The following is a 14,084-nucleotide window of genomic DNA, read 5'->3' as shown; positions in this document are numbered from 1 at the left end:
AGCCGCGGGTTCACTCCTGCGGCTTGTGCCCGATGCCGAGGTACGCGGTGGTGGAAAGCGGACAGTTCGGCCGGTACTTCTCCGCGAGATATGTCTGCATGACCGCGGCTCGCTCGGCCCAAACCTCCGCGCTGACGCTGTGGCGCATGAGTTCCAGCGGCGCGCTGCTGCGCACCATGGTTTCCCACATCTGCGCCGGGCTGTCGAAGGTGAGCGCGATCGAATGCCGTTGGATCGACACGGCTTCGAAGCCGGCGCCACGCATCTCCGATTCGAAGACCTCCGGGTTCTCCAGGCTCAGGAAATTCGGCTGCGGCTCCTGGATGTCCGGGTCGGCCGCGGCCAAGGCGCCGAACATCATCCGCATCAGCGGCGAGTCCGCGACCGGTGCCCAGCTCGACACCACCGCCGTGCCGCCCGGCCGCAACACCCGGAACAACTCGGCGAATCCCCTGGCTCGCTCGGGGAAGAACATCAGACCGAACATCGAGAACCCGGCGTCGAACCGATCGGACTCGAACGGCAGGTTCTGCCCGTCACCCACCTGGGCGCGGATATTGGTCAGCCCGGCGGCAGCGGCGTCCTGCGCCAGCCGCGCGATCATCGGCTCGGAGAAATCGATCGCCTCGACCACCGCCACCTGCTCGGCGGCCAGCAGGCTGAGCGTGCCCGGACCCGCTGCCACGTCCACCACCTGCGACTCGGGCGACAACGAGGCGAACTCGAGCGCACGGGCCGAGAACGGCCGCATGATCGCGGGCGCGAACTCGGCGTATCCGTCGGCGACGAGGTCCCACGGCTCGGCGACGGCAAGCGGGTTTCCGGACATGTTCCGATGATCCTTTCAGTCGTCCCATCTAACCGCGCCACACCGGGACGAACTCCCCAGTTCTGCGAATATGCCATCTCGACAGGCCGGGCGACCGCGAAACGGCCGCAACATCATCCGGCGGACCTGCCGCGACCGGAGGACAGCACGGTCCTCCGGTCGCGGATGGTTCACAGTGTGCGGGTGAGCCGGTCGGTGAGGATGTGCGCGAAGTGCGCCGGATCCTTCAGCTCGCCGCCCTCGGCCAGCACCGCCGTGCCGAAGAGCAGTTCGGCGGTTTCGGACAGCTCGGTCGCGGTGCCCGCGTCGGCCTCCTCCTTCTTCGCCGCGTACGCGTCGCGCAGGCCGGTGACCAGCGGGTGGGTCGGGTTGAGCTCCAGAATCCGCTTGGTCTCCGGCAACACCTGCCCCGACGCGCGATACATCCGCTCCAGCATCGGCGTGAAGTCGAAGACGTCACCGACCAGGCACGCAGGCGAGGTGGTGAGCCGGTTGGTCAGGCGGACCTCCTTGACGGTCTCCTCCAGCGTCTTGCCCAGCCAGGCCAGCACGTCGGCGAAGTCCTTGTCCTGCTGCTCGCGCAGCGCCTCGGAGGCCTTCTTCTCCTCTTCGGTCTCCAGGTCGACCTCACCCTTGGCGATGGACTGGAACGCCTTGCCGTCGAATTCCGGCACCGAGCCGACCCACATCTCGTCGACCGGGTCGGTCAGAATCAGTACCTCGCGGCCCTTGGCCAGGAACGCCTCCAGGTGCGGGGAGCTCTCGACCTGCTGGCGGGTCTCGCCGGTCATGTAGTAGATCTTGTCCTGGCCTTCGGGCATCCGCTGCACATACTCGGCGAGCGTGGTCAGCTCGGTCTCCGAGTTCGTCGACGCGAACGACGAGACCTGCAGAATCGTCTCGCGATTGTCGAAGTCCGCGAGCAGGCCCTCCTTGAGAACGCGGCCGAACTCCTTCCAGAACGTCTGGTACTTGGCCTGGTCCTCGGCGCCCTGCAGATCCTTCACCGTGGAGAGCACCTTCTTCACCAGGCGCTTGCGGATCATCTGGATCTGCCGGTCCTGCTGCAGGATCTCGCGGGAGACGTTGAGCGACAGGTCCTGCGCGTCCACCACACCCTTGACGAAGCGCAGGTACTCCGGCATCAGCTCTTCGCAGTTGTCCATGATGAACACCCGCTTGACGTAGAGCTGCACACCGCGTTTGTGCTCGCGGGTGAACAGGTCGAACGGCGCGTGCGACGGAATGAACAGCAGCGCCTGGTACTCGAAGGTGCCCTCGGCCTTCAGCGGGATGATCTCCAGCGGATCGTCCCACCCATGGCTGACGTGCTTGTAGAACTCCTTGTACTCCTCGTCGCTGACCTCGCTCTTGGGGCGGGTCCACAGCGCCTTCATGGAGTTGAACGTCTGGTCTTCGAGGACCGTCTTCTCCTCGGCGTCCTCGCCCTCGCCTTCGGTGATCGTCCGCTCGACCTGCATGCGAATCGGCCAGGCGATGAAGTCGGAGTACTTCTTGACGATCTCCCGCAGCTTCCACTCCAGGGTGTAGTCGAAGAGGTGGTCCTCCTCGTCGACCGGCTTCAGGTGGAGTGCGACGGACGTGCCCTGCGGTGGCTCGGCCAGCTCTTCGATCGTGTACGTGGAGCTGCCCGCGTTCGCTTCCCACCGGGTGCCGGTGGTCTCGCCCGCGCGGCGGGTGGTGAGCGTGACCTTGTCGGCGACCATGAAGGTGGAGTAGAAGCCGATGCCGAACTGGCCGATCAGCTCCTCGGCGGCGGCCTCGGATTTGGCCTCCTTCAGCTTCTTGCGCAGCTCGGCGGTACCGGACTTGGCGAGGGTGCCGATCAGATCTACCACCTCGGCGCGCGACATACCGATGCCGTTGTCCCGAACGGTCAGGATCCGGTTGTCCTTGTCGACCTCCAGATCGATGTGCAGATCGGAGGTGTCGACGTGCAGATCCTTGTCCCGGAAGGACTCCAGCCGCAGCTTGTCCAGCGCGTCGGAGGAGTTCGAGATCAGCTCCCGCAGGAAGGTGTCCTTGTTGGAGTAGACCGAATGGATCATCAGCTCGAGCAGCTGATGCGTCTCTGCCTGGAACTCGAGTTTTTCGACGTGCTCTGTCACGTCGCGATGGTACCGCCGCGGCCGAGCGACGGGACCGAAGGAGGTAGTGCGGACACGTGCCGGAAATCGGCCAGACCAGGAACCTCCAGATCGGCGCGGGTCGTCATCCACTCACGCAACACCTGGGTGGCGCGGACATCGTCCTCGTTGTACTCCAGCAGCCGGGTGCGCTGGGCCGGATCGGGCGCGCCGTCGTAGCCGACCGCGAGTCGATACCAGCTCATCGACGCCTCGCCGCTCGCCTCCGGATCGCGCCAGGCGAATCCGGCGACCGGAGCGATCTTCTTCAGTCCCTTGCCATTCGGGCAGATGAATTGGTCGGAGACGGCCTGGAACATGTCCACCCACTGCGGTCCGTCCACGAACGCGCGCACCTGCTCCACGGTCGGCACGCCCGGTCGCCCCGCGAACCGCCGCGCCGACTCGTACAGCCATTTGTCCTCGGCGGTGCGCGAATAGCAATAGGCGGCGAACGTTTTCCCGGCCGCGGCCGCCGCGGCGCGCACTGTCATCAGCCAGGTCCAGAACTCGCCGAACGAGCGGCCCTCGTCCTCGGTGGGCAGCGGGTCCCAGGTCACGAACGGGCGGTACACGCCGTCCAGCAGCGTGCCCCACAGGTAGGCGCCGTGCTCCTGGAAGCTTTCCAGGTCGACGTCGACCTCCACGTCGGCCCGCCGGACCCGCACCGGCTCGACTCGGCGGACCAGCGCCGCACCCGCGATCCAGGCCCGGGCGGTCACCACCGCCTCGTCGAACGGACCGTGCTGCCAGTCCTCGGGATCGGCGCCGACCCAGGCGGCCAGTTCGTCGATCGTCTCCACGCCGTGCCTGCGCAGCACCTCGGCGCGCGAACCGGGCGCCACCAAGCTGACGTCGCGGCGCTCGATCAGCCAGCCCTCGCAGCTCGGCCCCTCGATGCCCCTGGTCCACCATGGGCACTGCCTGCACTCGGGCACCTTGGACGGAACGGTCGGCAGCTCGCCGCGCACCACCGCGATCCGGTCGGCGTAGCGGCGGTCGTAGTCGGCCAGCAGCGGCGCGAGGTCGTGCACCAGGATGCGGTCGAAGTCGAAGCCGATCACGCCGCCGACCACCGCCGGACTGGCCAATCCGTGGCGCTGCAGCATTCGGTGCAGGTGGGCGAGCCGCTGCTGGTCGCGGGGCTGCTGGCGCAGTTTCCGGTACGGATCCGGTTGTGGATTCCAGTGATACGGATCCGTGGTGGTCGGGTGGAAGTCCGCCGGTTCCGGTTGGCGCGGGTCGGTCACCTTGTGGTTCACCACGATGATCGGGATGTATCCGCCGCGCTCCTGGTCACGCAGCAGGATCTCCGACCCGCCGCGCCGACCCGTCTCCGGCTCCTGCGGCAGCAGCCCGCCCCAGATGCGTAGTGCGCCAGCGGCACAGGCGCGCATCGTCGCTTCGGCCCGCTCGGCGGCGCGCAGTTCCGGATCGATCACCACCCAGGCGTCAGGTGCCGCCGAGATCAGTGCGTCGCGTACCCGGCTGCGGTGCGAGGCGGCGGCATCTCTGCGCTGGCGCACGCCCGCGTCCTCGACGATTCCCGTCAACGCCTCGGGATGCGCCGAGTCCAGACGCAGGCGGTGGCGGCATCCGATCAGCGCCCTGGCATCGATGAAGGCGGGCGGCACGTCGGCGGGCCGATCCACAGCCGAGCCGTTGCGCTTGCGACCATCCTGGTCACCGATGTCCGAATCCACGCTATGCAGTATGGTCCCTCCCCCCGACAACTCCGCTGGCAACTATGCGGACAGCGCGGGCCGTCTGGTTTTGCACCGCCTACGGCACAGCATCACGACGCGTGGGAACGCACTACCCTCGCAGCCGTGAGCATCGACCCGATAGGGTAGCGGCGAACTGTGTGACATGGGCGGACGGGCTTCCCCGGCGTCGTACTGCCATGGCGAACCAGCATGACGGAGGGCCTTCGATGGGGTTGTTCACGAAGCGCAAACGGCGGCCGAGCCGCAGGGCCGAGGCGAAAGCCCTCAAGCACAGGGCCGTGATCGAGGCCAAGCTCGCCGCCAAGAACGACCGCAAAGCCCGCCGCGCCGAGGCGCGCACCCAGCGCAAGGTCGCCAAGGCCCAGATCGCCGCGCTCCAGGCGGAGGAGAAGGCCGCGCTGAAGGTGGCGGCCAAGGCCGAGCGTGATCCGTTCAGCGCGAGTCAGGTGAAGAAGTACCTGGGCGTGGCGCGCGTGCTCATCCCGGTCCTCGCCCCGCTCGCCTACCGCGGTGCGACGTTCCTGCGCGGTCGGCTCGACACCCGCCGCGCCCAGCAGCTCGGCATCGGTATCGACCAGCTCGGCGACTTCACCGGGCACGGCGGGAAGCTCCAGGCCAGGATCGCGAACGCGGAAGCGGCGCTGGAGAAGGTCGGCACGCAGGACGGCAAGGACAAGGGCGAGACGCAGAAGTTCACCGCCGCCACCAAGGACCGTCTCGGCAGCCTCACCGCCGCCGTGCGCACCTCCGACCAGATGCCGGCCCATCGACGCCGCGCGGTGCACGCGTCGATCGCCCACGAGCTGTCCGGAATCGAGGCCGACATCCTGGCCCGGCTCGGCGTGCGCTGAGCCGAACCATCCGATGTCCCCGCACCTGATCGCCGGCCGCCTGCGCGGTGGGCTGGTCGGTGCGCTCGTCGCGACGCTCGCCGTCGCGGCGCACGGCGCCGCGGGCGGGGGTGTTCCCGACTCGACCGAGCTGACGCTGCTGTTGCTGATCGCCGTCGCGGTGGGGTCGGCCGCGGGCACGGCGTCGGCACGTCCCGATCCTGTGCTGGTCGGATTGCTCGGGCTGGGTCAACTGGCAAGCCATGCCGCGCTGTCGGGTCTGCTCGGGCACCACCACGCCGGGCACGGAACCAGCGGCGCCACAACGGTTCTCACACTGCCGACCGGGTGGATGCTGTTCGCGCATGCCCTCGCGACGCTCGGCTGCGCGATTCTGATCGTGCTCGCTGGGCGGCTCTACACCGTGGCCTCCGGCGCGCTGCGCGCGCTATTCGCCCCTCCGCGGGCAGCGCGGATCGGCGGCGCGCCGCACTGGCCGGATCCCGGGGTTCCGCCCTATCGCTGTGCTCCGAGCGGCGCGATCGGTCCTCGCGCGCCACCGGTGTCGGCCTGATTACCCGACACCACTTCCTTTCGCACAGAAGGCTTTTTCAGCATGCTCAGCTCGATTTCGCGCGCCGTCGGCACGACGGCCGCCGCGGCGGGACTCGTCCTGCTCGCCTGCGGCACCGCCGCGGCACATGTCACGGTGGACGCGCCCGGCGCGACACAGGGCGGATACACCGTCGCCACCTTCCGGGTGCCCACCGAGTCCGACACGGCGAGCACCACGGCGCTCACCGTCACTCTGCCCAATCTGAAATCCGCTCGGACCGAGCCCATTCCAGGGTGGTCGGCTAGGGTCGAACGCAACGACAAGTCCGAGGTCACCGCCGTCACCTGGACCGCCGACCCCGGCGCGCCCGGCATTCCACCTGGTCAATTCCAGCGTTTCGCGGTGTCGGTCGGCCCGCTGCCCAAGCAGGATTCGGTCAGCTTTCCCGCCGCGCAGACCTACTCCGACGGCAAGGTGGTCAGCTGGGACCAGCCCGTTGACAACGACCGCGACGAGCCCGAGCACCCGGCGCCGTCGGTGACTCTCAGCGCGCGCGACGACCATGAGGCAGATGGGCACAGGGTGGACAGCGAGGCCGCCGACGACGAGGCCGGCCATGCCGACGACACCGCCCGCTGGCTCGGCGGTATCGGCCTCGCGCTCGGCGTGCTCGCCGTCGCGCTCGGTGTCGGCAACGTGATCCGAGGGCGGCGCTCATGATCCGCCGCGTGCTCACCGCCGTGGTCGCGGCCCTGTTCCTACTCGGATTCGGTATCGCCGCGACGGGAGTCGCCGCCGCGCATTCCGCGGCCACCGGCAGCGTTCCGGAGGACAACGCCACGATCGACACCGGACCGGCCCGGGCCAGCGTCACCTTCAACGAAGAGCTGCAACCCAGCTTCCCGTCGCTCACCGTCGTCGGCCCGGACGGCAACCTCTGGTCCAAGGGCGACCCGGTGGTCGAGGGCAAGACGGTCAGCGTGGCCGTCGGCGAGCTGGGCCCGGTCGGCGAGTACACCATCGCCTACCGGGTGACCTCGGCCGACGGCCACCCGGTCAGCGGCAAACGGCACTTCACGCTCAGTAAGCCCGGCAGCGGCACGCCAGGTCCCAAGCCGAACGCCAAAGCAGGCGAGAGCGCGGAGGACTCGGGCGGGGTTCCGCTGTGGGTGTTCGTCGCCGGCGCGATCGTGCTCTTCGGTGGCGGGCTCGCATTCGCGTTGTTCGGCGGCAGGAGCCGCAGCCCGAAGCGGTGAACGAGGCGAAGATCGGCGGCCGGGGCGCACGAAGGGCCGCCGGCCGGCCACCCTGGCCCGCGCTGCTGCTCACCGTCCCGTCCGGGCTGCTCGGCGTAGCGCTCGCCTGGATCTTGGTCCTACCGGGCCCGCTGCCCGCCGAGGCGGTGGTCCGGGTGGCAGCCGACGGCGTCGGGGCGACCGCGCTCGGGTTGGCCGCGCTGCCAAGAGTGGCGCCGCGGCTGCGGACACCGTGGCGATTGCTGGCGGTCCTCGCCGGGGTTTGGGCGATCGCGGAGTTCGCCGTGCTCGTCTTCGAGGCGGCGGACGTGGTCGGTGTTCCGGTCGCCGACCTCGGCGCCGAGGAGTTCGGCACCTATCTGGTCGATGTGAGCGGCGGGCAGGTCGGGATAGCGATCCTGATCGGCGTCGGGGCCGTGGCGGGCGGATCCGCGCTCGCTTTCCGGCGGCCCGAGTCCGCCTCGGGTGACCTGGTGCTGGTGTTCGCGGCGGTCGTGTTGGCCTTGCGCCCGATCACCGGGCACATGTCGCAGCAGCTGTTCGGCTCGGTGCTCGCGGCGGTGCACGCGTTGGCGGCGGCCGCCTGGTTCGGTTTGCTGATCGCGCTCGCACTGGTGGTCCGGACCCGCGGTGAGTGGGCGGTCGTGCTGCCCAGATATTCGGCGGTGGCGCTGCCCTTGGTGGCGACGGTGGCGGTGACGGGATTGCTGAACGGGCTGATCCGGGTCGGCGGGATCGTTCCGTTCGTCACGACCGGTTACGGCAGGATCTTGCTCGCCAAGACCGTGGTGCTGCTCGGACTGCTCGCGCTCGGCTGGTGGTGGCGGCGCAGCTGGGTGCCGCGGGCGGCCGACCACCGGATGGGCGCGGAGGCTTCGCTGCGCCGGGCGGTCGCCGAGGTCGTCGTGATGGCGCTGGCATTCGGGCTGGCCGCGACGCTGGCGGTCACCGCATGAATCGGTGTCGTCCTGCCCCGGTTAGGGTTTCCGTATGACCGAAGTGAAGATCGTCGAGGATTGCGTTGCCTCGGCGGAGTCCGCGTTCGCGTATGTGAACGACTACCAAAATCTGCCGCGCTTCCTGCACGGCGTCGAATCCTTCACACCGGTCGGCGAGCAGACGGAAGGACTCGGAGCCACCTTCGACGGGCACATGAAGCTGGGACCCGCCTCGCTGAAGTCGCGGATCGAAGTGATCCGGTGGGAGAAGGACTACGCCATCGGGGTGAAGTCCATCAAGGGTTTCGAGATCGAGTCGACCTTCCTGTTCCACGCCAAGGGTGACGCTCAGTGCACCGTCGACGCGATCGTGGACTACCGGGTACCGGGCGGCCTGGCCGGGCGCGCGCTCGGCAAGACCATCGAGCCATTCGTGAAGATCGCCGTGCAGCACACCACACAGAACCTGGTGACGCAGATCGCCGCGTTCCACGCCGCGCGCTCTGTTTGATCCGCGGCTCCAGCGGCTCTGAGTGTTCGCGACCGACTTATGGCTCGCTCCGAGCACGCGCCGCTGTCGACTGCGTCTCGGACATTCCGGCTGGAGTGAGCGCGCTTGCGCGAGCGATATCGAGGTCGGGATGCTGGAACCGTGAGCGCGACACCCTCCTTGACTCAGCGGCTCGGCTATATCTGCGGCCGCACGCTGCCGGACTCGATGTCCGATTGGGTGCGTGCGGACCTGGTCGGTCCCGGTGCGACGCGACGTTATCTGGTGCGGTTCCTGGTGCCGGTGCTTCCGGTGCTCATGCTGTTCCTGCTGCTGCCGGGGCCGCTGTGGATGGGCCTGGCGATGATGGCGCTGCTGTATCTGCCGCTGATCTACTTCACGGTGGCGCTGCTGTACGTCTACCGGCGGCACCGGCTGATCAAACACGGTCTCGACCCCGCGCTCGCGGACGCCGGCGCCCGCCGCCGGACCGAACGCGAACGCCTCGACTACGAGCGCAGGCACGGCCGCTCCACCTAGTCGGGTGACGGTTTTCGGTGGGTGGCAACCGCACGCGTGAACTAGCGGTGGCTTATATCACAGGCATAGCCTGTATGCATGAAAACCCCCACGGTAAGGCAGCGGATCGCCTATGATCTCGGCCGCGAACTCCCCGAGGAGCTGCACGAGTGGGTCATTCACGACCTCGTCGGACACGGGGCCATGGAGCGATATCTCGTCCGGTTTCTGGGGCCGATCATCCCGTTCTTCGCCTTGGTGCTGCTGTTCCCCGGGCCGCTACCTCTCAAGATCGGCTTGATCGTGATGATGATCGTTCCCCTGGTCGTCTTCACCGTCGCGCTCAGCTACGTCTGGCGCCGATTCCGCCTGGTCCAGCACGGCTTGAATCCGGAACTGGTCGATCACGGCAAGATCTCCGAACACGAGCGGGAGCTATACGAACTGCGCTACGGCCACCGATAGCCCGCAGATTGCCCAACGCACTACGCGCGGTAAGTCACCACGCGCCGAGATGCCGCGCGGCCGTGCGCGAGCCATTAGGGGGCCGCGAGTACACAGCGTCGCGGGCGCTGCACAATAGGCACCGTGAATGTAATCGCCACCGCCGACCTAGCCGATGAGATCGGCCCCGAGATCCGCAGCTGCGACACGCAGTTCATTCAGTTCGGCGGGCGCGCGGCGTTCTCCGGACGCATCACCACCATCCGCTGCTTCCAGGACAATCTGCTGGTGAAGCAGACGCTCGGCGAACCGGGCGAAGGCAAGGTGCTGGTGGTCGACGGCGGCGCGAGCGTGCACACCGCGCTGGTCGGCGACATCATCGCCGGGCGCGGTGTCGACAACGGCTGGGCAGGCGTGATCGTCAACGGCGCGGTCCGCGACTCCGCCATCCTGCGCACCCTCGACATCGGCATCAAGGCGCTGGGCACCAACCCGCGCAAGAGCACCCAGACCGGCAGCGGCGAGCGCGATGCGCCGGTCGAATTCGGCGGGGTCGCCTTCGGCCCCGGCGAGATGCTCTACAGCGATCACGACGGCATCGTCGTGCGCGCCGAGGACTGACGCGGCGGTCCCATCCGCCGCCACTGGGGCCGCGGTCAGCCGGACACCCTGGCCTTGTGACCGGCCAGGGCGACCACGTCACCGACGTGCAACTGCCGTCCGCGACGCAGTTCGACCTCGTCGTTCACTCGCACCAATCCGGCGGCGATCACGGTTTTTGCCTCCGAACCGGATTCGATCAGGTTGGCCAGTTTCAGAAACTGACCGAGCCGAATGACGTCGTCATCGATCGGCACATCGACTGGTTCTGACATGGGGTAAATACTTACTCCCCCACCCGCGCTCACCAGACACCGCCCTACGCCCCCAGCGATCCATCAGCAACCACCGACTCGGCGAGCACTGACACGCCGCCCCACAGGCGTGGCAAATCTGACACACCTGCGTACACACTGGTTCCGTGACGTCCACGCAAGCCCAGCAACACATCGATACCGAGCCGCCTCCGGACAGACCGACCCCACCGGTCCCGCACCGTGGGCACGGACGACTTTCGGAAGTGCCGCATATCGCGGGATTGACACTCGGTGTGTTCGCGGTGCTGTGCTTCCTCTGGAGCCTTTCGCCCGGACTTCGTTTCCTGACTCAGGTGCCGCGCCGCTATATCGACGACTATTACTTCGACGCGCCGGACACCAATTTGATGTGGGCGCTGCTCGTCGGATTGCTGGCGGGCGCGATCACCAGCCGGAAACGAATCGCCTGGTGGTTGCTGGTCACTTATCTCGCGAGCTACACGGTCGGAAACATCGTCACCTTCACCGAGCAGGGCAATATCAACGCGCTGGTCGCCATGGTGCTGCACCTCACGGTGATCGGCGTACTCATCGCGGCGTGGCCGGAGTTCTACACCAAGGTGCGCCGGGGCGCGGGTTGGAAAGCGCTCGGTGTGCTGGTCGGCGGCTTGGCCGTCGGCGCCCTGCTCGGCTGGGGCCTGGTGGAGTTGTTCCCCGGCACCCTTCCGCCGGGCGTGCAGCGACCCGCCTGGGCTCTGTACCGGGTGACCGCAGCGGTGCTGGCGGACAACGAACACTTCGACGGTCATCCGCGGCCGTTCGTCAACTTCCTGCTCGGCCTGTTCGGCGCCGTCGCGCTGCTGGCCGCCGTGCTGATCCTGCTGCGTTCACAGCGCGCGGCCAACGCCATGACCGGGACCGACGAGTCGGCGATCCGCGGGCTGCTGGAACGCTCGGACGTGGAGGATTCGCTCGGTTACTTCGCCACCCGCCGGGACAAGGCGGTGGTGTTCGCACCGAGCGGCAAGGCGGCCGTGACCTACCGGGTGGAGCTGGGTGTCTGCCTGGCCAGCGGCGACCCGATCGGCATCCGCGAGGCCTGGCCGCAGGCGATCGATGCATGGCTGCGCTTGGCCGACCGATTCGGATGGGCCCCCGCGGTGATGGGCGCGAGTGAACTCGGCGCGACGGCGTATCGGCGCGCGGGCCTTTCCGTGCTGCGCCTCGGCGACGAGGCCATTCTGGACACCAGGAACTTCTCGCTGGCCGGGCCGGAGATGAAACCGGTGCGCCAGGCCGCGAACCGGCTGCGCAAGCACGGCGTCGGGGTGCGCATTCGCCGACACCGCGATATCCCCGCGGAGGAGTTCCCCCAGATCATCGCCCGGGCGGACAGCTGGCGCGACACCGCGACCGAGCGCGGGTTCTCCATGGCCCTCGGGCGATTGGGCGATCCGTTGGACGGCGATTGCCTGCTGGTCGAGGCGGTCGATCCGCAGGGTCGGGTACTCGGCATGCTGTCGCTGGTCCCTTGGGGCCGCACCGGCGTCTCCCTGGAGTTGATGCGCCGCGATCCCCATGGCCCCAATGGCGTGATGGAGCTGATGATCTCGCAGCTCGGGCTGAACTCCGACCAGTACGCCATCACCAAGGTGTCGCTGAACTTCGCGGTGTTCCGCTCGGTGTTCGAGGAGGGCGGCCGGATCGGCGCCGGTCCCGTGCTGCGCTTGTGGCGCGGCGTGCTGTTGTTCTTCTCGCGCTGGTGGCAGCTGGAGGCGCTGTATCGCTCGAACGTCAAATACCAGCCACACTGGGCTCCCCGGTTCTTCCTGTTCGAAGAACGCAGGCAGCTGCCGCGGGTCGCGGTGGCCAGCGCACTGGCCGAGGGTTTCCTCCCACGACTCGGCAAGGAGACCGGCGCTGCGACGCACACCGGCGTGCACACCGCGGTACCCACGACGATGACGGGCCTGCACGCCGACGGCAGCCCCCCGGAGATCTCGGAGATTCCGGGCGAGGAGGAGCTTCCGCGCAGGCCCGAGCAGGTTCGCGTGCGCATGGACAAGCTTGCGCGCCTTGCCGATTCCGGTATCGACCCCTACCCGATCGCCTACCCGCCGACGCACACCGTTGCCGAGGCACGGCGTTCGCCGCGCGGCACCACCGTCCGGGTCTGCGGCAGGCTGCTGCGCATTCGCGACTACGGCGGCGTGATTTTCGCGGTGGTGCGCGACTGGACCGACGACATCCAACTGATGATCGATCGCGACCGGGTCGGCGCCGAACGCAGCGTCGAGTTCGGCGAGTTCTTCGATCTCGGCGACCTGATCGAGGTGAGCGGCCAGATCGGGCAGAGCAGGCGCGGTGAGCTGTCGCTGCTCGCGGCGGACTGGCGGATGCTGGGCAAGTGCCTGCACCCGTTGCCGGACAAGTGGAAAGGCCTGTCCGATCCCGAAGCCAGGGTGCGGCAGCGCTACGTCGACATGGCGATCAACACCGAGATACGCGAGGTGCTGGCCAAGCGCAGCGCGGTAGTGCGCTCGCTGCGGGATTCGTTGAACTCCTGGGGATATCTGGAGATAGAGACACCGATCCTGCAACGAGTGCACGGCGGCGCCAACGCGACGCCGTTCGTCACCCACATCAACGCCTACGACCTCGATCTCTACCTGCGTATCGCGCCTGAGCTCTACCTGAAGCGTTTGTGCGTCGGCGGTATGGAGAAGGTATTCGAGATCGGGCGGACCTTCCGCAACGAGGGCGTCGACTTCAGCCACAACCCCGAGTTCACCATCCTGGAGGCGTACGAGGCGCACAGCGATTACGAGCGCATGATGCACCTGTGCCGTCAGCTGATCCAGAACGCCGCGATCGCGGCCAACGGTGCGATGGTGGCGTTGCGGCCCACTGGGAACGGCGCGTTCGAGGAGGTGGACATCTCCGGCGAGTGGCGCGTGATGACGGTGCACGGCGCGGTGTCCGACGCGATCGGCGCCGTGATCACGCCGGAGACCGGGGTCGAGGAACTACGCGAGCTGTGCGACAAGGCCGACGTGCCCTATCAGCACGGCTGGGACGCGGGCCAGGTGGTGCTGGAGATGTATGAGCACCTGGTCGAGTCCCGCACCGAGGAACCGACGTTCTACATCGACTTCCCGACCTCGGTGTCCCCGCTGACCAGGCAGCATCGCAGCATCCCCGGCGTCACCGAGCGCTGGGACCTGGTCGCGTGGGGGGTCGAGCTCGGCACCGCCTACAGCGAACTCACCGACCCGGTGGAGCAGCGCCGCAGGCTCACCGAGCAGTCGCTGCTCGCGGCGGGCGGCGACCCGGAAGCGATGGAACTCGACGAGGACTTCTTGCAGGCGCTCGAGCACGCGATGCCGCCCACCGGCGGGCTCGGGATGGGCGTGGACCGGATCGTCATGCTGATCACCGGACGGAGCATTCGCGAGACGCTGGCGTTCCCGCTGGTGAAGCCACGCTGACCA

14 protein-coding genes are annotated in these 14,084 nt (G+C 68.0%); 10 read left to right on the top strand and 4 right to left on the bottom strand.

Annotated elements, in window-relative coordinates; all coding sequences use genetic code 11:
• Positions 1-10: 10 nt before the first annotated feature.
• The 3 genes from AB0M45_RS04845 to AB0M45_RS04835 form a co-directional block, all read right to left on the bottom strand.
• The gene (locus tag AB0M45_RS04845; RefSeq protein ID WP_364322895.1) at positions 11-829 is read right to left on the bottom strand and encodes a class I SAM-dependent methyltransferase; all 819 of its coding nucleotides are present in this window, start codon (positions 827-829) and stop codon (positions 11-13) included.
• Positions 830-999: 170 nt separating this feature from the next.
• Positions 1,000-2,958 (bottom strand): molecular chaperone HtpG, encoded by a 1,959-nt coding sequence (gene htpG / locus AB0M45_RS04840; protein WP_364322893.1) that lies wholly within the window; start codon positions 2,956-2,958, stop codon positions 1,000-1,002.
• The gene (locus AB0M45_RS04835; RefSeq protein WP_364323092.1) at positions 2,955-4,628 is read right to left on the bottom strand and encodes a TM0106 family RecB-like putative nuclease; all 1,674 of its coding nucleotides are present in this window, start codon (positions 4,626-4,628) and stop codon (positions 2,955-2,957) included. Before AB0M45_RS04835 ends, htpG begins: the two co-directional genes overlap by 4 nt.
• A gap of 281 nt (positions 4,629-4,909) precedes the next feature.
• Between AB0M45_RS04835 and AB0M45_RS04830 the strand changes: the two genes are divergently transcribed.
• The 9 genes from AB0M45_RS04830 to rraA all read left to right on the top strand — a co-directional run bounded on the left by AB0M45_RS04830 (position 4,910) and on the right by rraA (position 10,357).
• On the top strand, positions 4,910-5,554 hold the full coding sequence (locus tag AB0M45_RS04830; protein ID WP_364322891.1) for a DUF6474 family protein: 645 nt from the start codon (positions 4,910-4,912) through the stop codon (positions 5,552-5,554).
• A gap of 13 nt (positions 5,555-5,567) precedes the next feature.
• Positions 5,568-6,107, top strand: a complete 540-nt coding sequence (locus AB0M45_RS04825) for a hypothetical protein (RefSeq protein WP_364322889.1) — start codon at positions 5,568-5,570, stop codon at positions 6,105-6,107.
• A gap of 42 nt (positions 6,108-6,149) precedes the next feature.
• On the top strand, positions 6,150-6,809 hold the full coding sequence (locus tag AB0M45_RS04820; RefSeq protein WP_364322887.1) for a YcnI family protein: 660 nt from the start codon (positions 6,150-6,152) through the stop codon (positions 6,807-6,809).
• On the top strand, positions 6,806-7,345 hold the full coding sequence (locus tag AB0M45_RS04815; RefSeq protein WP_364322885.1) for a copper resistance CopC family protein: 540 nt from the start codon (positions 6,806-6,808) through the stop codon (positions 7,343-7,345). The genes AB0M45_RS04820 and AB0M45_RS04815 overlap by 4 nt, the downstream gene beginning before the upstream one ends.
• A gap of 11 nt (positions 7,346-7,356) precedes the next feature.
• Positions 7,357-8,301: a CopD family protein gene (locus tag AB0M45_RS04810; protein WP_364323090.1), complete on the top strand. Its 945-nt coding sequence runs from the start codon at positions 7,357-7,359 to the stop codon at positions 8,299-8,301.
• Between the two features lie 34 nt (positions 8,302-8,335).
• Positions 8,336-8,794 (top strand): SRPBCC family protein, encoded by a 459-nt coding sequence (locus tag AB0M45_RS04805; RefSeq protein ID WP_364322883.1) that lies wholly within the window; start codon positions 8,336-8,338, stop codon positions 8,792-8,794.
• 141 nt (positions 8,795-8,935) lie between these two features.
• Positions 8,936-9,313 carry a DUF5313 family protein gene (locus AB0M45_RS04800; RefSeq protein ID WP_364322881.1) on the top strand — a complete coding sequence of 126 codons (378 nt, stop codon included), beginning with the start codon at positions 8,936-8,938 and terminating at the stop codon, positions 9,311-9,313.
• Between the two features lie 78 nt (positions 9,314-9,391).
• A complete protein-coding gene (locus tag AB0M45_RS04795; protein WP_364322879.1) occupies positions 9,392-9,757 on the top strand; it encodes a DUF5313 family protein in 366 nt (121 codons plus the stop codon).
• Between the two features lie 123 nt (positions 9,758-9,880).
• Positions 9,881-10,357 carry a ribonuclease E activity regulator RraA gene (gene rraA, locus AB0M45_RS04790; RefSeq protein WP_364322877.1) on the top strand — a complete coding sequence of 159 codons (477 nt, stop codon included), beginning with the start codon at positions 9,881-9,883 and terminating at the stop codon, positions 10,355-10,357.
• A 35-nt stretch (positions 10,358-10,392) separates the two neighbouring features.
• Here rraA and AB0M45_RS04785 read toward each other — a convergent pair whose 3' ends face one another.
• Positions 10,393-10,611 (bottom strand): RNA-binding S4 domain-containing protein, encoded by a 219-nt coding sequence (locus tag AB0M45_RS04785; protein WP_040772585.1) that lies wholly within the window; start codon positions 10,609-10,611, stop codon positions 10,393-10,395.
• 173 nt (positions 10,612-10,784) lie between these two features.
• On the opposite strand from AB0M45_RS04785, the gene lysX reads away from it, so the two are divergent.
• Positions 10,785-14,081, top strand: coding sequence for a bifunctional lysylphosphatidylglycerol synthetase/lysine--tRNA ligase LysX (lysX, locus tag AB0M45_RS04780; RefSeq protein WP_364323087.1), 3,297 nt, complete (start codon positions 10,785-10,787; stop codon positions 14,079-14,081).
• The last annotated feature ends 3 nt before the right edge of the window (positions 14,082-14,084 follow it).

It is taken from the genome of Nocardia sp. NPDC051787, assembly GCF_040681325.1.
Taxonomy (GTDB): domain Bacteria; phylum Actinomycetota; class Actinomycetes; order Mycobacteriales; family Mycobacteriaceae; genus Nocardia.
Note: the sequence above shows the minus strand (reverse complement) of the source record. Positions and strands in the feature narration are given on the sequence as shown.

What these genes read in the sequence shown, in the direction of transcription:
- AB0M45_RS04825 (WP_364322889.1), top strand. Translation starts at nt 5,568, where the DNA reads ATGTCCCCGCACCTGATCGCCGGCCGCCTGCGCGGTGGGCTGGTCGGT.
- AB0M45_RS04805 (WP_364322883.1), top strand. Translation starts at nt 8,336, where the DNA reads ATGACCGAAGTGAAGATCGTCGAGGATTGCGTTGCCTCGGCGGAGTCC.
- AB0M45_RS04845 (WP_364322895.1), bottom strand. Translation starts at nt 829, where the DNA reads ATGTCCGGAAACCCGCTTGCCGTCGCCGAGCCGTGGGACCTCGTCGCC.
- AB0M45_RS04785 (WP_040772585.1), bottom strand. Translation starts at nt 10,611, where the DNA reads ATGTCAGAACCAGTCGATGTGCCGATCGATGACGACGTCATTCGGCTC.
- AB0M45_RS04815 (WP_364322885.1), top strand. Translation starts at nt 6,806, where the DNA reads ATGATCCGCCGCGTGCTCACCGCCGTGGTCGCGGCCCTGTTCCTACTC.
- AB0M45_RS04830 (WP_364322891.1), top strand. Translation starts at nt 4,910, where the DNA reads ATGGGGTTGTTCACGAAGCGCAAACGGCGGCCGAGCCGCAGGGCCGAG.
- AB0M45_RS04820 (WP_364322887.1), top strand. Translation starts at nt 6,150, where the DNA reads ATGCTCAGCTCGATTTCGCGCGCCGTCGGCACGACGGCCGCCGCGGCG.
- AB0M45_RS04795 (WP_364322879.1), top strand. Translation starts at nt 9,392, where the DNA reads ATGAAAACCCCCACGGTAAGGCAGCGGATCGCCTATGATCTCGGCCGC.